This is a genomic window from Nocardia sp. 852002-51101_SCH5132738 (assembly GCF_001665695.1).
Taxonomy (GTDB): Bacteria; Actinomycetota; Actinomycetes; order Mycobacteriales; family Mycobacteriaceae; genus Nocardia; species Nocardia nova.
Genome location: NZ_LZML01000004.1, coordinates 37,298 through 54,683, shown reverse-complemented (window position 1 = coordinate 54,683; position 17,386 = coordinate 37,298). Strand labels below are relative to the sequence as shown.

Annotated in this window: 19 protein-coding genes and 1 pseudogene; 8 read left to right on the top strand and 12 right to left on the bottom strand. The window is 68.1% G+C overall.

Annotation, left to right across the window (positions count from 1 at the left end; translation table 11 throughout):
* Nucleotides 1-5 precede the first annotated feature (5 nt).
* Nucleotides 6-413 (bottom strand): helix-turn-helix domain-containing protein, encoded by a 408-nt coding sequence (locus tag A5789_RS00405; protein WP_063010762.1) that lies wholly within the window; start codon nucleotides 411-413, stop codon nucleotides 6-8.
* A 77-nt stretch (nucleotides 414-490) separates the two neighbouring features.
* Here A5789_RS00405 and A5789_RS00400 point away from each other — a divergent pair, with 77 nt between their 5' ends.
* Both A5789_RS00400 and A5789_RS00395 read left to right on the top strand, forming a co-directional pair.
* Nucleotides 491-1,435: an NADP-dependent oxidoreductase gene (locus A5789_RS00400; protein ID WP_227462725.1), complete on the top strand. Its 945-nt coding sequence runs from the start codon at nucleotides 491-493 to the stop codon at nucleotides 1,433-1,435.
* A 251-nt stretch (nucleotides 1,436-1,686) separates the two neighbouring features.
* On the top strand, nucleotides 1,687-2,202 hold the full coding sequence (locus A5789_RS00395; RefSeq protein WP_155525570.1) for a DUF4254 domain-containing protein: 516 nt from the start codon (nucleotides 1,687-1,689) through the stop codon (nucleotides 2,200-2,202).
* Nucleotides 2,203-2,273: 71 nt separating this feature from the next.
* Here A5789_RS00395 and A5789_RS00390 read toward each other — a convergent pair whose 3' ends face one another.
* Nucleotides 2,274-3,104 (bottom strand): class I SAM-dependent methyltransferase, encoded by an 831-nt coding sequence (locus tag A5789_RS00390; RefSeq protein WP_064903414.1) that lies wholly within the window; start codon nucleotides 3,102-3,104, stop codon nucleotides 2,274-2,276.
* A gap of 81 nt (nucleotides 3,105-3,185) precedes the next feature.
* On the opposite strand from A5789_RS00390, the pseudogene A5789_RS00385 reads away from it, so the two are divergent.
* A pseudogene (locus A5789_RS00385) lies at nucleotides 3,186-3,873 on the top strand (winged helix-turn-helix transcriptional regulator).
* Here the strand turns inward: A5789_RS00385 and A5789_RS00380 are convergent.
* The 4 genes from A5789_RS00380 to A5789_RS00365 all read right to left on the bottom strand — a co-directional run bounded on the left by A5789_RS00380 (nucleotide 3,874) and on the right by A5789_RS00365 (nucleotide 8,576).
* Nucleotides 3,874-4,452 (bottom strand): Uma2 family endonuclease, encoded by a 579-nt coding sequence (locus A5789_RS00380; protein ID WP_063010752.1) that lies wholly within the window; start codon nucleotides 4,450-4,452, stop codon nucleotides 3,874-3,876. It abuts the pseudogene before it with no gap.
* 87 nt (nucleotides 4,453-4,539) lie between these two features.
* The gene (gene rsgA, locus A5789_RS00375) at nucleotides 4,540-5,541 is read right to left on the bottom strand and encodes a ribosome small subunit-dependent GTPase A (protein WP_064903416.1); all 1,002 of its coding nucleotides are present in this window, start codon (nucleotides 5,539-5,541) and stop codon (nucleotides 4,540-4,542) included.
* Nucleotides 5,538-6,857, bottom strand: a complete 1,320-nt coding sequence (gene aroA / locus A5789_RS00370; protein WP_063010748.1) for a 3-phosphoshikimate 1-carboxyvinyltransferase — start codon at nucleotides 6,855-6,857, stop codon at nucleotides 5,538-5,540. Before aroA ends, rsgA begins: the two co-directional genes overlap by 4 nt.
* 183 nt (nucleotides 6,858-7,040) lie before the next feature.
* Nucleotides 7,041-8,576, bottom strand: a complete 1,536-nt coding sequence (locus tag A5789_RS00365) for an aldehyde dehydrogenase family protein (protein WP_064903418.1) — start codon at nucleotides 8,574-8,576, stop codon at nucleotides 7,041-7,043.
* Nucleotides 8,577-8,722: 146 nt separating this feature from the next.
* Between A5789_RS00365 and A5789_RS00360 the strand changes: the two genes are divergently transcribed.
* Nucleotides 8,723-9,574 (top strand): SOS response-associated peptidase, encoded by an 852-nt coding sequence (locus A5789_RS00360; RefSeq protein WP_063010744.1) that lies wholly within the window; start codon nucleotides 8,723-8,725, stop codon nucleotides 9,572-9,574.
* Between the two features lie 28 nt (nucleotides 9,575-9,602).
* On the opposite strand, the gene A5789_RS00355 is transcribed toward A5789_RS00360, so the two are convergent.
* The 4 genes from A5789_RS00355 to ybaK form a co-directional block, all read right to left on the bottom strand.
* Entirely contained in the window at nucleotides 9,603-9,908 is a 306-nt protein-coding gene (locus tag A5789_RS00355; RefSeq protein WP_064903420.1) for a hypothetical protein, read from the bottom strand.
* A gap of 140 nt (nucleotides 9,909-10,048) precedes the next feature.
* A complete protein-coding gene (locus A5789_RS00350) occupies nucleotides 10,049-11,740 on the bottom strand; it encodes an MDR family MFS transporter (protein WP_082940379.1) in 1,692 nt (563 codons plus the stop codon).
* Nucleotides 11,741-11,817: 77 nt separating this feature from the next.
* A complete protein-coding gene (locus A5789_RS00345; protein ID WP_063010740.1) occupies nucleotides 11,818-12,318 on the bottom strand; it encodes a MarR family winged helix-turn-helix transcriptional regulator in 501 nt (166 codons plus the stop codon).
* Nucleotides 12,319-12,458: 140 nt separating this feature from the next.
* Nucleotides 12,459-12,956, bottom strand: a complete 498-nt coding sequence (gene ybaK, locus A5789_RS00340) for a Cys-tRNA(Pro) deacylase (RefSeq protein WP_064903423.1) — start codon at nucleotides 12,954-12,956, stop codon at nucleotides 12,459-12,461.
* A 471-nt stretch (nucleotides 12,957-13,427) separates the two neighbouring features.
* Between ybaK and A5789_RS00335 the strand changes: the two genes are divergently transcribed.
* Together A5789_RS00335 and rsrA are read left to right on the top strand one after the other, a co-directional pair.
* Nucleotides 13,428-14,042: a sigma-70 family RNA polymerase sigma factor gene (locus A5789_RS00335; protein WP_036504644.1), complete on the top strand. Its 615-nt coding sequence runs from the start codon at nucleotides 13,428-13,430 to the stop codon at nucleotides 14,040-14,042.
* 44 nt (nucleotides 14,043-14,086) lie between these two features.
* The gene (rsrA, locus tag A5789_RS00330; RefSeq protein WP_030515050.1) at nucleotides 14,087-14,353 is read left to right on the top strand and encodes a mycothiol system anti-sigma-R factor; all 267 of its coding nucleotides are present in this window, start codon (nucleotides 14,087-14,089) and stop codon (nucleotides 14,351-14,353) included.
* A 105-nt stretch (nucleotides 14,354-14,458) separates the two neighbouring features.
* Here the strand turns inward: rsrA and A5789_RS38470 are convergent, their stop codons facing one another.
* The gene (locus A5789_RS38470) at nucleotides 14,459-14,533 is read right to left on the bottom strand and encodes a 50S ribosomal protein bL37 (protein WP_369801531.1); all 75 of its coding nucleotides are present in this window, start codon (nucleotides 14,531-14,533) and stop codon (nucleotides 14,459-14,461) included.
* A 203-nt stretch (nucleotides 14,534-14,736) separates the two neighbouring features.
* On the opposite strand from A5789_RS38470, the gene A5789_RS00325 reads away from it, so the two are divergent.
* The gene (locus tag A5789_RS00325) at nucleotides 14,737-15,387 is read left to right on the top strand and encodes a TetR/AcrR family transcriptional regulator (protein WP_082940368.1); all 651 of its coding nucleotides are present in this window, start codon (nucleotides 14,737-14,739) and stop codon (nucleotides 15,385-15,387) included.
* A 130-nt stretch (nucleotides 15,388-15,517) separates the two neighbouring features.
* Nucleotides 15,518-16,879 carry an NAD(P)/FAD-dependent oxidoreductase gene (locus A5789_RS00320; RefSeq protein ID WP_064903427.1) on the top strand — a complete coding sequence of 454 codons (1,362 nt, stop codon included), beginning with the start codon at nucleotides 15,518-15,520 and terminating at the stop codon, nucleotides 16,877-16,879.
* Nucleotides 16,880-16,898: 19 nt separating this feature from the next.
* Here A5789_RS00320 and tsaA read toward each other — a convergent pair whose 3' ends face one another.
* On the bottom strand, nucleotides 16,899-17,312 hold the full coding sequence (tsaA, locus tag A5789_RS00315; RefSeq protein ID WP_064903429.1) for a tRNA (N6-threonylcarbamoyladenosine(37)-N6)-methyltransferase TrmO: 414 nt from the start codon (nucleotides 17,310-17,312) through the stop codon (nucleotides 16,899-16,901).
* Nucleotides 17,313-17,386 lie beyond the last annotated feature (74 nt).

The following is a 17,386-nucleotide window of genomic DNA, read 5'->3' as shown; positions in this document are numbered from 1 at the left end:
AGCCGCTACGCGGTTTCGGTCTGCTGGTCGTAGTGTTCGCGGGCGGCGTGGACGTGGTCCATGTTCTCCTCGGCCCAGTCTTTGACCGCGCGCATCACCGGTAGCAGTGAGCGGCCGAGTGGGGTGAGTTCGTAGTCGACGCGAACCGGGACCGCGGGAGTGACGGTGCGGCAGACCAGGCCGTCGCGTTCGAGGTTGCGCAGGGTTTGGGTGAGCATCTTCTGGCTGATGCTGGCGAGGCGGCGTTGCAGGTCGCTGTAGCGCTGGGGGCCGTCGGCGAGGGCATTGACAGCCAGGCTCACCCATTTGTCGGCGATGCGGTCGAGTAGTTGGCGTGCGGGACATTGCGCCAGGTACGCGTCGTATTCGACGCCGGCCTGGGCGCGGCGTTGGGCGGCGGTTCGGGTGGCCACGGCTCTCCTCGGAGTGGGATACGCACCTTCGAGTGCGTACTTCCTTATGGAGAGTAGCTCTCCATAAGTTGAGCAGCATGACTTCTGGAAACAGCATGCGGGCAGTGGTCGTTCGCCGCGTGGGCGGCCCGGAGGCACTCGAGGTGGTGCGGGTGGCGATTCCCGAACCCGGGCCGCGCCAGGTGCGGATCCGGGTGGAGGCGGCGGCGGTCAATCCGGTGGATATCGCGACCCGCAGCGGCGCCCTGATCGAGGCGGGACTGATGGCGCCGCGCGAAATCATCGGAATCGGCTGGGACGCCGCGGGAATCGTCGACCGCGTCGGGCCGGAGGTGACGACATTCGCGGCGGGACAACGCGTTGTCGGATTACGTGATCTGCTCGACCGGTCGCTGGGTGCGTATGCCGAGTATCTGGTGCTCGATACCGATGCGGTCGCACCGGCACCGCCGGGTGTGGATGCGACGGAAGCGGCCACCCTGCCGCTGAATGCGCTGACCGCACACCAGGCGCTCGCGCTGCTCGACCTTCGCGCCGGTGACACCCTGCTGGTGACGGGCGCGGCCGGAGCGGTGGGCGGCTTCGCGGTCGAACTGGGCGTTCGTGCCGGACTGCGGGTGGTCGCGCAGGTCGCCGATGAGGATGCGGCGTTCGTTCGCGGACTCGGCGCCGAATGGACCGTGTCTCGCGCGAGCGCCGACCTCGCCGGGGAGATACGGGCGCTGGTTCCGGGCGGTGTCGACGGCGCACTGGACGGCGCGGGTCTGGGGGTTCGCGCGACGGCCGCCGTCCGCAACGGTGGCGCCTACGCCGGGGTGGCCGGCGGACAGCCCCCTCTTCCCTTGCGCGGCATGAGAATTCACCAGGAGTGGATCCGGGCGGACGGAACCGCGCTCGGCGAACTCGCGGCGCTCGGCCTGGGCTTGCGGGTCGCCGATGTCCTTCCGCTCGAACGCGCGGCCGAAGCGCATGAGCGGTTGTCCGCCGGTGGACTGCGCGGGCGGCTGGTGCTGACGCCGTAGTCAACCACTGGTTATGTGCTCCGTCAGCACGCCGCGGCGATCAGGGCTGTGACTTCTCAACAGCGGGAACGAGCAGGGGGGCGAACGGCTAATCCGGGGCATACGGTCGGCTTCGTCGAGGGCCGACACGACCGACCAGGAGCTGCCGATGTGCTCGAAGTCGCAATTCTCGCCGCACCGCGTCACCGAGACGGCCGCGATGGCTGCCTCCGGTGCGGTATCCCCCTCCGAGCGCGGGGGCGGTGCTCGCGATGACCGGTGAGGTTCCGGGGCCCGAGGGCACCCGGGTGGCGACGGTGTCGCCGTTGCTGGTGCTCGAGCGCGGCGGCGCCGACGTTGTCGGGGATCTTCCCACCGCCGAGATGCTGCTGCGAACGGTGCGTGATTCGCGGCCCGCCGCACATCACCTGGACCCGCTCGCGCGGCACCTCGCGGAACTGCACACCGGTGCCGCCCAATCGCACGATGCCGACTATCGCCGCGCGGCCGAGGCGTCGCGCCGCGAGACCGTGCGCGCGATCGATCGATGGATCCAAGCCCACGTCCCGCAGCATCGGCACGGCACCGCGATCCATACCGAAACCGTCGGTTCGGTGATCGATCGGCTCATGGCGGCGTACGCCCGTGCCGCGCACCTGCTGGAGACCACCACCGACGATCTGGCCGTGCACGCTGCGTGGTTCCGGGTGGCCGAACTGGTCAACGGCTACGACGATCTGATCGCGGCGATCACGCACGGCGAGCGCCGGCTGCCGACGTCGGCGTAGACGCCGGCCGGATCGCACACAACCGGGCGGCTTCGTCGAATATCCGGCCGCGCGGCGACACGGACCGGTGATCACGCCCGCCGGCCGGTGACCAGGAGGTACTCCCAGCGCATCCGCCCGCCGCCGAGATCGTGGCGAGCGGCCAGGTCGGCGAGGGCGCGGTCCAGCTCGGCGATGCGGTCGAGGTCGCCCGCCAGGGACCGGTAGACAGCGACCGTGGGACCGTAGTTGGCCTTGAAGAAGTCGCGGAACCGGTCACCGTCGGCGAAACACTCCACCGTCGCGAATTCGCGCTGTATCCGCAGATCGGTGACGTGGTCGCCGAACAGGTCCCGGAGATGGTCGGCGGTGCCCCAGAGCAGCGGCGATTGCGCTCCGGGCGGCGGTGGCGGTGCGAACTGCTTGGCGATGGAGAACATTTCGCCGATGAATCCTTCCGGCGTCCAGTTGATCAGCCCGATCGTCGCATTCGGCGCGGTCACTCGGAGCAGTTCGCCGGCGGCCGCCCGATGCGACGGGGCGAACATGATGCCCACACAGGACATGGCGACATCGAATCGGCCGTCGGCGTACGGCAGCGCCTGGGCGTCGGCGGCCTCCCAGGTGAGATGGACACCGCGAGCGGCCGCCGCGGCCCTGCCCGCCTCGAACATTTCCGGCGTCAGGTCACTGGCGACGACGTCCGCGCCGGCTTCGGCCGCCGGAATGGCCGCATTTCCCGCTCCGGCGGCGATGTCGAGCACGCGCAGGCCGGGACGAATATCGCAGGCTCGGACCAGGCGCCGGCCCAGGCCGGGTATCACGGTGTCCGCGACGCGAGGGTAGTCGCCGAGAGCCCAGAGGGCGTGGGTGCGTTCGGTGATGTCGGGGGATGGTTGCTGGGTGTGAGGGATAGCTGTCATACCGCAAGCATCCGGCGGCCGGGGCGGCCCCGGCCAGTTCAACATCTGTACCCGGCGCGCGCCGAGTGGTCTACTGGTTGTGTGTCCGGCTATGGGGAGTTCTGCCCGATCGCCAAGGCAATGGATGTCCTCGACGAACGATGGACATTGCTGGTCGTCCGCGAATTACTGTTGGGTAGTACGCATTTCAACGAGTTGCGGCGGGGCAACCCGAAAATGTCGCCCGCCCTGCTGTCGCGGCGTCTGCGCTCGCTGGAGCGGTCGGGGGTGCTGCGTCGCGAGATCGGTACGGACGGACGGGCCGCCTACCTCCTGACCGAGGCCGGACGTGAACTGTCGACCGTCGTCCAGGCGCTCGGGACGTGGGGGGTGCGCTGGATCGGCGATCTCGGCGACAGAGATCTGGATCCGCACCTGTTGCTGTGGGACATCCGTCGCACGATTCCGGTCCGGGCGTGGCCCGAGGAGCGCACGGGTCCTGGAGGTCGAGTTCACCGATGTGCCCGGCAAGGAGGCGCACTGGTGGCTCGTGGTCGAGCGCGGGACGGCGGCGGTCTGCGACTACGACCCCGGTTTCGAGGTCGCGGCAACCGTGCGCAGCACGCTGCGGCAGCTCACCGAGATCTGGCGCGGCGACCGGAGCTGGGCAGCGGCGCTGCGGGAGGAAACCACCGAGATCGTGGGCCCGGCGTCGATTCGGCGGCAGGTACCGCAGTGGATCGGGCAGGCGAGCCTGGCAGCGACTCCGCGCCCGGAACACGCCGACTGATCACATCCGCTGATACTCGGTAAGGTCGATGTCCAGCTCGAACGGCACCGACAGTGCGAGCCGGTCGTGGTGGATGCCGGTGGGAGTGTATTGGCCGGTGGCCGGGTCCAGTTCGTAGATGTAGACCACCGCGCGACCGTTGTCGTTTTCCACACGCCAAAAATGGGGAATCCCGGCGCGCGCATACAACTGCGGTTTGCGTTCGCGGTCGCGCACAATCGAATCCGGCGAAACGACTTCGACCGCCAGGACGACATCCTCGGGCTGATAGGTGGTCTGGTCAGCCCCACGATCCGCCGATTCGTGGACGACGATAAGGTCTGGCTCCGGGCGTTGCCGAGGGCCCAATGTCACCGTCATTTCCCTTCGAACCCGAAGGGCCGATGGCGCTGACGATCGCAGCGCGGACACGAGCAGATCGATCACCAGCGCATGGAATCTCATCTGCGGGCTCACGAAGACGAGACTCCCGTCGATCAGCTCGGTGTGCGGGGGGAGGTCGGGCAGCTTGTCCAGGTCATCGGCGGTATAACCGCCGGTCGGCGGGACGACCCAGGCAGGCAGCGGCTCCGCGCTCATCAGCCCTCCCTCCTCGTCGGGACGTCTCGTGCAATGCCAAGTATCGCATTCCTGCGCCACCTGCCCGCGCCTGCAGACCCAGAGGGCTCAGCTGCCGCCGACCACCCAGGGATCGTTGGAATTCAGCGCTGTCAGCAACAGCCGGATCGCCGCCACCCGCCGCTCCTTGCCCGGCAGTTCGTCCAGCGCGCATTCCGGGTCGGCGGGTGGGCCGAGGTGGGTGCAGCCGCGGGGGCAGTCCTCGATGGCCTCGGACAGGTCGGGGAAGGCGGCGATCACGTCGTCGGGGGAGATGTGGGCGAGGCCGAAGGAGCGGATGCCGGGGGTGTCGATGACCCAGCCGCCGCCTTCCAGCGGCAGGGCCACCGACTGAGTGGAGGTGTGGCGGCCCTTGCCGACGCCGGAGACCGTGCCCACGGCTCGTTCCGCTTCGGGGACAAGGCGATTCACCAGCGTCGACTTGCCGACGCCGGAGTGGCCGAGCAGACAGGTCAGCGAATCCCGCAGGAGGTCGCGAACGGGTTCCAGGGGATCGTCACGCCCGCCGTAGACGATGGTCAGATCCAGATCGGCGAATTCGGCGGCGAATTCGGAATCGGCGGCCAGATCGTGTTTGGTCAGGCACAGAATCGGTTGCAGCCCACCGGCATACGCGGCCACCATGGCGCGTTCGACGAAGCCGGTGCGAGGCGGCGGATCGGCCAGCGCCACGACGATGAACAGCTGTTCGGCGTTCGACACCACGATGCGTTCGAAAGGGTCGGTGTCATCGGCGGTGCGGCGCAACACCGTTCGGCGATCGGCGACGCGCACGATCCGCGCCAGCGTATCGGGCCGGCCGGACAGGTCGCCGACCACATCCACCTGATCGCCGACCACGATCGGGGTGCGGCCCAGTTCCCGCGCCCGCATCGCGACCACGCGGCGATCCGGATCGTCGCCGAGCACGCATCCCCAGCGTCCCCGATCGACCGAAACCACCATGGCCGACGCCGCATCTCGATGTTCCGGCCGGGTCTTGGTGCGGGGACGCGAACCCCTGCCCGGGCGGACCCGGACATCGGATTCGTCGTACTCCCGCCGCCTCAGTGGGCCGCTCCCTCACCAGATAAGGCGCCGGCGCCCGCCAGCATCGATTCCCACAGGGTGACGAATTCGGGCAGCGTCTTGGCGGTGGTGCCGATGTCCTCGATGCTCACACCGGGCACGCGCAGGCCTAGAATCGCGCCCGCCGTGGCCATTCGGTGATCGGCGTAGGAATGCCACTGGCCGCCCTGCAGCGGGGTCGGCTCGATGCTCAGCCCGTCCTCGGTTTCGGTGACGTTGCCGCCGAGGCGGTTGATCTCGGTGGTCAGCGCGGCCAGCCGATCGGTTTCGTGTCCGCGCAGATGGGCGATGCCGCGCAGCCGCGACGGGGAGTCGGCCAGCGCGGCGAGCGCGGCGACGGTCGGCGTCAGCTCGCCCACGTCGTGCAGGTCGATATCGATGCCGGCGAGGGACTGCGGACCGCGCACGGTGAGTTTGCCGTCGTAACGGCGCGCCTCGGCGCCCATCCGGACCAGGATCTCGCGGATCACGTCACCGGCCTGTGTGGTCAGCTGCGGCCAGTGCGGAATGGTCACCTCGCCGCCGGTGACCGCCGCCGCGGCCAGGAACGGCGTGGCGTTGGACAGATCCGGCTCGACATCCCAGTCGACGGCGTGGATCGGCCCGGGTTCGATGGTCCAGACCTGTTCCTTGCGCGGATCGGCGGGTGCCTCCACCCGGACCCCGGCCTGCCGCAGCATCTGCACCGTCATCTCGATATGCGGCATGGACGGCAGTGGCGCGCCCTCGTGGTGCACGGTGATCCCGGTGTCGAAACGCGCCGCCGACAACAGCAGCCCGGAGACGAACTGCGAGGAACCGGAGGCGTCGATGGTGACCCGCCCGCCGCGCAGCGTCCCGGCGCCGTGCACGACGAACGGCAGGGTGTTGCCGTCGATGTCGACGCCGAGACTGCGCAGCGCGTCGAGGATCGTGTGCAGCGGACGCAGCTGCGCCTGCTCGTCGCCGAAGAACGCGACATCGCCGTGCGCCAGCGCGGCCACCGGCGGCAGGAACCGCATCACGGTGCCCGCCAGTCCGCAATCGACGGTGGCGTTGTGCAGGTGCGTCGGCGGGGTGACGGCGAGGGTGTCGCCGTCACCGGTGATTTCGGTGCCCATCGCGCGTAAGCCCGCGATCATCAGCTCGGTGTCCCGGCTGCGCAGGGCGCCGGTGATCGTCGAGGGGCGGTCCGCGAGCGCGGCGAGAATCAATGCCCGGTTGGTGATCGATTTGGACCCGGGCAGGGTGACGGTCGCGTGCACGGCATGGTCGATGTGGGGCGCGGGCCAGAAACTCACCGGACCATCTTCGCGCATGAGAGCTGAACCCGTGTGCAGGGAGCGCGGTTTTGTGATCTCCGACGTATGCTCGTTTATTTGCTGGATTCGGACAATTGCCGCCTCATCCGGGAACGCGCCGGTTGCCGCGCCCGATCTCACCACGCGATCGGGCCCGCACCGTTGGGTGCGGGCCCGAGGGAGAGGCAGTGCGTATTCGGACTACTTGTGGCGGCCGTGCAGCAGCGGAACCACCTTGCGCAGCAGCTTCATGGTGCTCTCGGTGCGCTTGTAGCTCATCAGCGCCATACCCGGAATCGCGAAGCGCTGCACCGCGATCGAATGCGGGCTGGTGAACTCCAGCAGACCGGGCGCACCGTGGATGCGGCCGATGCCGGAATCGCCGACGCCGCCGAAGGGCAGCGACGCGATGGCGGCGAAGCCGAGCACCGAGTTGACCGAGGTGGCTCCGGCGCGCAGCCGGCGGGCGATCTCGAGGCCGTGCTTGCGCGAGTACACCGCCGATCCCAGGCCGTACTTCGAGTTGTTCGCGAGGTCGACCGCCTCGTCGATGGTGTCGACGGTGCGGATGGTGACGGTCGGGCCGAAGGTCTCTTCGCACACGGCATCCGAGTTCTCGTCCACGTCGACCAGAACCACGGGCTCGATATACGGCGCGTGCACCGAATCCGGGCCGCCCAGCACCGCAGTGCCGCCGTTGGCCAGCGCCGATTCGATGTGCCGGCGCACGATGTCGACCTGCGACGGCATGGTCATCGGGCCGTAGGAAGCCTTGGCGTCGGAGCCGGCGTGCACGTCCGACAGGATCTTCTTCACCTCGGCCACGAACGGCTCGCGAATCGACTTGTCGACGTAGACGCGTTCCACGCCGGCGCAGGTCTGGCCGCTGTTCATGGTCGCGCCGTAGGCGACGGCGTCGGCCGCGGCGGCGATATCGGCGTCCGCGGCGACGATCACCGCATCCTTACCGCCGCATTCCAGCAGCACCGGAGTCAGCGTTTCGGCCGCGGCGGCCATGATCTTCTTACCGGTCGCGGTGGAGCCGGTGAAGGCGATCTTGTCGACTCCCGCGCGCACCAGCGCGGCGCCGGTCGCGCCGAATCCGTTGATCGTGACGAACACGCCCTCGGGCAGGTCGGGGTTGGCGTCCACGAAGGCCTGGCCGACGAAATTGCCGATGGCGGTGGAGTATTCACTCGGTTTGAACACCACGGTGTTACCGGCGGCCAGCGCGTAGGCCAGCGAACCGTTGGGGGTGTAGACGGGGTAATTCCACGGGCCGATCACGCCGACCACACCCAGCGGCCGCTGCTCGATCGACGCCGCGAAATTCGACATCAGGGCGCCGGGCGACACCTTCTTCGGTTTGAGAACCTTCTCGGCGTTCTTGGCGGCCCAGGCGATGTGTTCGAGGGCCAGCATCAATTCCAGGTATGCGTCGTCGCGCGGCTTGCCGTTCTCAGCGTGGATCAGATCGCAGAATTCGTCGGCACGGGCGACGAGGCGGCTGGACCAGCGCAGTAGCGCCCGCTTGCGATCGGCGAAGCTGAGGCCGCCCCAGGTCGCGGCGGCCGCGCGGGCCTTGGCGACGGCCGCCCGCACCGCATCGTCGTCGGCGATGGGGTGGGTGGCGATAACGTCGCCCGTGGCCGGATTGAGAGAGGAGAGCTCGGTGGGCCGAGCGGATTCGGCTGCCTGTGCCGACGCGGTGGCGGCGGTGGACTCGGTGGTGGACATGGTTCGGCGACCCCTAATGAGAGAGTGGTGGCAAAAAGTTCTCACATTCGCGATGTGATGTCAATCGCCTTCAGTTGGATTCGTCTCGTTGTGCGGGTATGGCCGAGCCTACGGATTCTGTCGGTCCCGGATGGCAGCATGGAGATATGTGCGGCAGATATGCGACCACGGCGAATCCCGCCAGGCTGGCGGTCGAACTCGACGCCCTCGACGAGACCGCGGACGGTGCGCCGAGTGACGCCGCCGCAGGAAAATCGGTGCCCGGTGCTGGTGACAAGAGTGCCGGCGGCAAATCCGGAAACGGCGCCAACTACAACGTCGCCCCGACGAATCAGATCCTCACCGTCGTTCGCCGTCACGACCACAACCACCCCGACGACGACCCGGCGCTGCGGATTCGCCGCATGCGCTGGGGGCTGATCCCGGTCTGGACGAAGGCCGCCGAACCGGGAGTTCCGGCCAAGGGCAAGCCGCTGTTCAATGCCCGGGCCGACCGCGCCGCCACGGCGCCCTCGTTCCGGGATTCGGTGAAGAAGCGTCGCTGTCTGGTTCCGATGGACGGCTGGTACGAATGGCTCACCGAACCGCACCCCACCGGCTCCGGCAAGGCCGTGAAGCAGCCGTATTACATGTCGGATGCCGAGGGGCGCCGGCTGTACATGGCCGGCCTGTGGTCGGTGTGGCGGGATCCGGCGCAGCGGGATATGGCCCCGCTGCTGTCCTGCACGATCCTCACCACCGACGCGGTGGGCGATCTGACCCGCATCCACGATCGGATGCCGCTGATGATGCCGCGCGAACACTGGGACGCCTGGCTCGACCCCGACCATCCGGCGCCACACGAATTACTGGAAACCCCTGAGGCGCAGGTGATTTCGTCCATCGTCGCGCGTCCGGTCTCGCCGCTGGTGAATTCGGTGCGCAACAACGGTCCGCAGCTGCTGGAGCCGGTACCGGGTGCGGGCAGCGAACAGGCCGGGCAGATCAGCCTGATCTGAACCCGGCCCGGCGCCTGTTTTCTTGCCGCTATTCACATTTCACGGTCGGCGCCACGATGTTCAGTCCGCATTTCAGGATGGTCGCGCCCAACTCGATGAGCTCGGTCGTGGTGTCGCCGCCCAGTTTCTCGGCCTTCTCCGCCCGGGGATCCTTCTCCGGCGCGCCCGGATGTTCGGCGTCGCCGCCGAGGGGATAGTCCGGATTGTGGACGGGGGTCGGCACACTCGGCGCGGCGCCGGCGGGTGCGGCGGTGAGCAGACCGGATCCCAGGGCGAGCAATGCGGCGGCTGCCGTGGCGGTGAGCAGGCTACGTACGCGCGGACGGTGGGTCATTTCGCATCACATCCTCGGTTCGGAACGAATCGGGGGGAGAACGAACTGCCCGACAAGTAACGCACAGATGCGGGTGCGATTCCGGTGATTCCTGTGAATCGCACCCGTAGTACTGCGTGTCCTGCCCGCGTGTCCGAGGCTCAGGTCCGGGCCGGTGCCTCCGCGGCGCGGGTCGCCGGCGGTTGGGCGTCGGACTCGGCTGGGGCCTGGGCCGCAACGGTTCCGGCGGCCTCGGCTACCCCGGTCGACTCCGCACTGGCCTGTAATCCGCCCGCGGTGCGCAGCGGCACCTCCTTCCAGAACACCACCAGCAACAGCGCGATCCCGGCGATGGCGGTGACAGCGAGGAATACGGTGTCCATCGAATCGGCGAAGCCGACCTGGAACGGGCGGGCCAGCGTCGGATTCAACTGCTGGATCACCGAACTGTCGCTCATCACCTGTCCGGCCGCCGAGACATCATGGGACAGCAAACCTTTCGACAGCGCCGCATCGGCGGGATTGCCGCTGTGCGCACCGGCGATCACCGCCTGCTGATAAGCGGGTTGTGTTGCCGCGCTGTGCAATTCGTCGCTGATATGCGGTGTCAGCTGCGCGAACAGAATGGACAGGAAGACCGCCACGCCCAAGGTGCCGCCGATCTGCCGGAAGAAGGTGGCCGCGGCCGTGGACACGCCCATATCCTTCGGCGGCAGGGCATTCTGCAAGGCCAGCGTGAGCGGCTGCATGAGGTTGCCGAGGCCGAGTCCGGCGATCGCCATGAAGATCATCACCAGCCACAGCGGGCTGTCGGCGCCGATCAGATGCAGCAGGAACAGCCCGAGCGTCAGCAGGCCGGCGCCGATCAGCGGGAAGACGCGATAGCGGCCGGTGCGGGAGATGGTCTGGCCCGCGATCACCGAGGCCGTCATCATGCCGAGCACCATGGGCAGCATCTGCAGGCCGGCGACGGTCGGACTCGATCCGCGCACCACCTGCAGATACTGCGGCAGCAAAGAGATCCCGCCGAACATGCCGGCGCCCACCACGAACGAGATGACCACGCCCAGGGCGAACGTCGAATTCTTGAACATCCGCAGCGGAATCAGCGCCAGATCGCCGAGTTTCGCCTCGACCGCGATGAAGCCCAGTACGCCGGCCGCGCCGATCAGATAGCAGGCGATGGCATTCGGACTGCCCCAGCCCCATTCCCGGCCCTGCTCGGCCACCACCAGCAGCGGAACGATGCCCACCGCGAGCATCAGCACACCCCACCAGTCGATCCGCACCCCGGGATGCGGGCGGCGCGGCAACTGCAGGACCTTGGTGACCACGGCGAAGGCGAGCAGTCCGATCGGCACGTTCACCAGGAACACCCAGCGCCAGCCGTCGATGCCGAGAATGGCCGGCTGACCTGCGAACAGGCCGCCCAGCACGGGCCCCACGACACTCGAGGTGCCGAAGACGGCCAGGAAGTAGCCCTGATAGCGCGCGCGCTCCCGCGGCGAGACGATATCTCCCATGATGGTCAGCGCCAGCGACATCAGCCCGCCCGCGCCCAGTCCCTGAAATGCGCGGAAGGCGGCCAGCTCGTACATCGACTGGGCCATGGTGCACAGCAGCGACCCGGCGACGAAGATGGCGATCGCCGCCAGATAGAAGGGCTTGCGCCCGAACATATCCGACAGCTTCCCGTACAGCGGCGTGCTGAGGGTCGCGGTGATGAGATAGGCGGTGGTGACCCACGCCTGCAGCGAATAGCCGCTGAGATCATCGGAAATGGTGCGGATGGCCGTGGACACGATGGTCTGGTCCAGGGAGGCCAGCAGCATGCCGAGGATCAGGCCGCTCATGATCACCAGCACCTGCCGGTGGGTGAAACCCGCGGCGTTCGGTGCGGTGCCGGCCGCGGCCGGGGTGGTGGTTGTCGTCACGAATTCTTCTCCGTCGCAGGGCCTTCCGTGGGGGAGGGGAGGGTGAGTATCGCCGGTCGCGCGGCTTCGTAGTCGTCGACGAAGCGGTGCAGCAGGACCGCGAACAGCTCGCGGTCGGGGTCGTTCCAGTCGGTCAGGATGCGCCCGATCATCTCGTTGCGCCGCACGCGCAGGTGGGCGGCCATTTCCTTGCCGGCGTCGGTGACGATCAGGACGCTGGCGCGGCCGTCGCTGGGATCGGCCTCGCGGCGCAACAGGCCGCGCTTGACCAAGGCCGCCACCTGGCGGCTGATCGTGGACGCGTCGGAGTACATCGCCTCGGCCAGCGCGCCGGAGCGCATCGGGCCGTCGCAGAGCAGGCGGAAGATGATGCGGTAGGCCGAGAGATCGATGTCGCCGTGCGATGCCGCTGCCACCTGGGCGTTGGTCCGCTCCCGGATCCGCCCCAGGCGAATCAGCTGCTGGGCGATCTGATCGATCACCTGCTCGCTGTCCATGTCGGACCTCCGTTTCCACCCGATCGGCCGCATACCGGGCCGAAAACTACTTGCATCAATCAACTATTTGTATACACCAACTAGTTGTTACACACAAATATTTCCGATGAGGGTGGTCGGATCTCGGCGAATGCGAGAAATCAGGCGATGACGGGCGCTGTGACCGCGCCGGTCAACCGGATCAACTCCGCGGGCGCGAGTTCGATCTCGAGGCCGCGTTTCCCGGCGCTCACGAGGATGCGATCCCAGCTCAGGGCGGATTCGTCCACCACGGTGGGGAGTGCGCGCTTCTGCCCCAGCGGCGACACGCCGCCCAGCACGTAACCGGTGATGCGCTGGGCCTTCGCCTTGTCGGCCATGGCCGCCTTGGGCGCGCCCAGAGCCGCGGCCGCCGCCTTCAACGCCAGCGAGTGCGGAACCGGGAGCACCGCGACCGCGGGGGTGCCGGTCGACAGTTCGATGATCAGCGTCTTGAAGATCTGCGCGGCCGTCACACCCACCCGCTCCGACAGGGCGGTGACGGCCTCGTCGCCGTAGGAATCGTTGCGCGGATCGTGGGGATAGGAATGCACCGCATGGGGCACCTTCGCCTGGGTCAGCGCCCGGATCGCGGGTGTCGATGCGGCCATGCCGGCCACCCTAGCGGCGCCGGTTCGTCCCCGGCAATCGCGTTTCGCCGGGTGTGACGCGGCCGTGGGAACACAGTGGAGGCCCCGCATGTTGCACTGTTCCGCCAGCACAGCGCAGCTGCCTTCGCAGCCGCTCGAGATCGGAAAAGTTCGAAGGAGATGCCGGTGACCGTCCTCGTCGACGAACGCCCGGTAACGACCGGCGACTCGCTGTCGTACCCGCTGATCGACATCATGATCCCGGACACCGGGTTCGATCGGCGACCCTCGCGCGCGGTAGATTCAGATGCTACGGCGACCGAAGGGACTTCCGTGACGAGCGACGACGAACTGGCGGCCGATCGCCCCCGCGGTGACACCGCGGGCGGTTCCCGACCGGAGGATATCGAGATCCCCGACGACCCGGTGGACGACGACCTCACGTCCGAGGATTCCGACGCTCGCGACGCCGAGGACGCGGACAGCGACGACGATTCGACCGTGCGTTCCACGGCCGACGAGGCCGAACTCGCGCGGCGCTTCGAGCGGGACGCGCTGCCGCTGCTGGATCAGCTCTACGGTGCGGCCCTGCGGATGACCCGCAACCCGGCCGACGCCGAGGATCTGGTGCAGGAGACCTTCGCCAAGGCCTATCAGGGTTTCCGGTCCTTCCGGGAGGGCACCAACCTGCGGGCCTGGCTGTATCGGATCCTGACCAACACCTACATCAACTCGTATCGCAAGAAGCAGCGCCAGCCCGCGCAGTACCCCACCGACGAGATCACCGACTGGCAGCTCGCCGCGACGGCCGAGCACACCTCCACCGGTCTGCGCTCGGCGGAGATGGAGGCGCTGGAGGCGCTGCCCGACGACGACATCAAGGCGGCACTGCAGTCGCTGCCGGAGGAATTTCGGATGGCGGTGTACTACGCCGACGTGGAGGGCTTCCCCTACAAGGAGATTGCCGACATCATGGGGACTCCGATCGGCACCGTCATGTCCCGGCTGCACCGCGGGCGCAAACAGCTCAAGGGGCTGTTGGCCGATGTCGCGCACGAGCGGGGGTTCGACCGGAACCGAACGGGCAACGGGGCGCGTCAGGAGGTAACCCAGTGAGCACCAGTGGGCACGAGCACGAGGATCGGGGCGCCGGGGACGAGATGGAACTGGACTGTTCGGCGGTTCTCACCGACGTCTGGCTGATTCTCGACGGTGAATGCGACGATGCCACGCGGGCGCGATTGCAGCACCACATGGACCATTGCTCGCCGTGTATCGAGGCATACGGTCTGGAGGAGAAGCTCAAGCGCCTGCTGAGCCGCAAATGCGGTGGGGACCGTGCCCCCGAATCGCTGCGCGAGCGGCTCACTCTCGACATCCGGCGGTCGATCACCGTCACCGAAACCCGGGTCGAACGCGAGTCCTGACCGGAAACGCGAATGCGGCACGCCATCCGTGATGGCGTGCCGCATTGTCGTCTTCAGCAGTGCACCGAGTCCGCTGGGCGGTCCCGGGGCGCACGGCGCAACGGCTCAGGAGTTGGGCCGCTTGCCGTGGTTGGCCGCATTCTTACGGCGGCTGCGCTTCTTACGCCCACGCTTACCCATCGGTATCTCCCTTCTGACCACACCAGGCTGGGGTGAACCCGCCTCAGGTGCGAGTTCCTGGGAGGAAAGGTTACATGCGTCCGCCGCCCACCCGGCAATCGGCCGGTGAGCGACCCGAATGCGGCACCCGGTAATCCGCCGATCGTGCGGGCGGCGGTTGTGGCGGACCCGGGCGTCGGTACCGTGAGCGCAGGAGGTGCCAGGTGGACAGACAGATGACGCAGGCCAGGCAGCGGCGTCGGCGGGTGATCCTGGCCGCGGCGGGGGGTTTGTTCGCCGCGTGTGGGTATCGGGCCGCGGGCATGGAGGAGATCGCCTGCCGGGCCGGGATCAGCAAGCCGGTCCTGTACAAGTCGTTCTCGAGCAAGCTGGAACTGTATCTGGCCGTTCTGCACGAGGCGATGCAGGAACTGGAGGAGACGCTCACCGCCGCACTCGAACCCGCCGAGGGCATGCGATCGATCGTGGAGGCGTCGGTAGCAGCGGTGTTCGACTTCGCCGACACCCGGCCACGCAGTGCGGCTCTGCTGGCCGGCGCCGCCGTGGCCGACGAACCGTCGGCGCAACGCATCGCCCATCAGGCCGCCACCATCTGTATCGACACGCTCGCGCAGGCGCTGGCACCGCATCCGCTACCGCGCGCCGAGCACGGCTGGCTGATCACGGCCGAGCTGGTCGCCATCGCTCAGTCGTGCGCGCGGGACTGGGTGGCCACCGGCAAACCCCTGCCCAAACACGAGGCCATCGCCACGACCGCCAGTCTGTGCTGGACCGGACTCGCCGGCGTGCAATTGGCGCCGAAGCATTCGGCCCGCAACACCGGCCAGTTCCCGGTTCCGGACGCCACGGCATAGCGGGCGAACCACTGGCAACTATCCGGTGCCGCTGATGCCTTGGGCCGATTCGACTTTCGCCGCTGCCACCGCATCGGCCCGGCCGCCGAACGCGGCCTGCGTCTTCGGTCGCGATCAGTAGAGTGAATTCGTGAGTCCCGCGAAGATCGTGATCATCGGCGGTGGTTTCTCCGGTGTCGAATGTGCCCGTTACCTGGAACGTCATCTCAGCTCCGACGAGGCGTTCATCCAACTCGTGACACCGGATGCGGGGCTGCTCTATCTGCCGCTGCTGCCGCAGGTCGCCTCGGGTGTGCTGAATCCGCGATCGATCACGGTGTCGCTGCGGCGGGTGTTGCGCCGCACCGAGGTGGTGCCGGGGATGGCGATCGGGGTGCATCCGGATACCCGGCAGGTCGTCGTGCGCGGATCCGCCGGCGCCGACAGCGCTCTCGACTACGACCATCTGGTGCTGGTGCCGGGCAGTATCACTCGCGTCCTCGATGTGCCCGGACTGGACGAGTACGGATTCGGGATGAAGACGCTCGCCGAGGCCATGTTCCTGCGTGACCACGTCCTGCAGCAGTTGGATGTCGCCGCCGTGCGCGGCGGCGAGGAGGAAGACCGGGAGCGGCTGAACTTCGTCACCATCGGCGCCGGTTACGCCGGTACCGAGACCGCGGCGGTGCTGAACAAGGTCACCCGGGCCGCCGCGCGCCGGTATTTTCCGAAGCTGGAATCCGGCATGGTGCGCTGGCATCTGGTCACCCACGGCGATCGGATCATGCCCGAACTCGGGCAGCGACTGGGGGAACAGGCCAAACGGAATCTGGCCGAACGCGGCATCGAACTGATCACCGGTACGTCGGCGAAAGAGGTTACCGCCCACGGGGTTCAGCTCACCAACGGCCGGTTCATCCCGACGCGGACGGTGCTGTGGACCGCCGGTGTGGTCCCCAGCCCTCTCGCCGGACACCTCGGTGCGGCGACGGAGAAGGGCCGCATCGTCGCGGCAGCCGATTTCACCGTGCCGGGGCTCACCGGTGTATGGGCCTGCGGCGATGCGGCCGCGGTACCCGATCTGACCGCCGGTGCGGGCGCGGTGTGCGCTCCCACCGCGCAGCACGCCATGCGGCAGGGACGTCACCTCGGCAAGAATCTGGTGGCCGCGCTTCGTGGCGAGCGGCCGACGCCGTACCGGCACCAGGACCTCGGGTTGGTGGTCGACCTCGGCGGCGCCGATGCGGTGGCGCGCCCGCTGAAGATCGGATTGCGCGGCATCCCAGCACAATTCGTCACGCGCGGCTATCACCTGATGGCGCTGCGCACCCTCGTCGCCCGGGCCCGGGTGGCCTTCGACTGGACCGTGCACGGCCTCAGCGGCGACGACTTCCTCCGTATCGGCTACGGCGACTACAGCACCCACACGATCGGCGGTTTCGAGCAGACCGGATGCTATCTACCGGCCGAGGAAGTCCCGCGGACCTTGAAAGCGCTCTGCGACAACGACTGACCGCAGAGCGTATCTCCTCTCACCGGTTCGCCGCGGACGCCGCGAGCACGGGCTTGATGTCGAGGACCGGGGTGCCGTCGAAGGCTTCCAGGTGAGCGACGCGGATCCGGGCGCCGGAGATGGAGAGGATCCGGACCTCGTGCAGCCCGATCGGGTTCGGGCGGTGTGGTGCGCGCGTGCTGAACACCCCGCTGAGCGGACGGCTCGTGTCGTCCCGGGGATGGAGGGTCAGGGTGTCCCGGTCGGCGCGGTCGAGCCAGGTCAGCAGAACGAGGTCCATCCCGGGCTCGAGGCCCTCCAGCGCCTCGGCGTAGCGGTCGTCGAGCACGATCCAGGCCGGCGGGGCGCCTTCGTCGGGCTGGCGCGGTGCGGTAGCGAGGTCCGTGAGTTCGGATTCGACGGATCCGATCGGGCGCAGCAGATAGTCGGTCACCGCCCCAGTGTGATACCTCAACCCCGCTGCAGGTCAAGGGTTTCGGGTGACGACACGGCTTGCGCCGGCGGGAC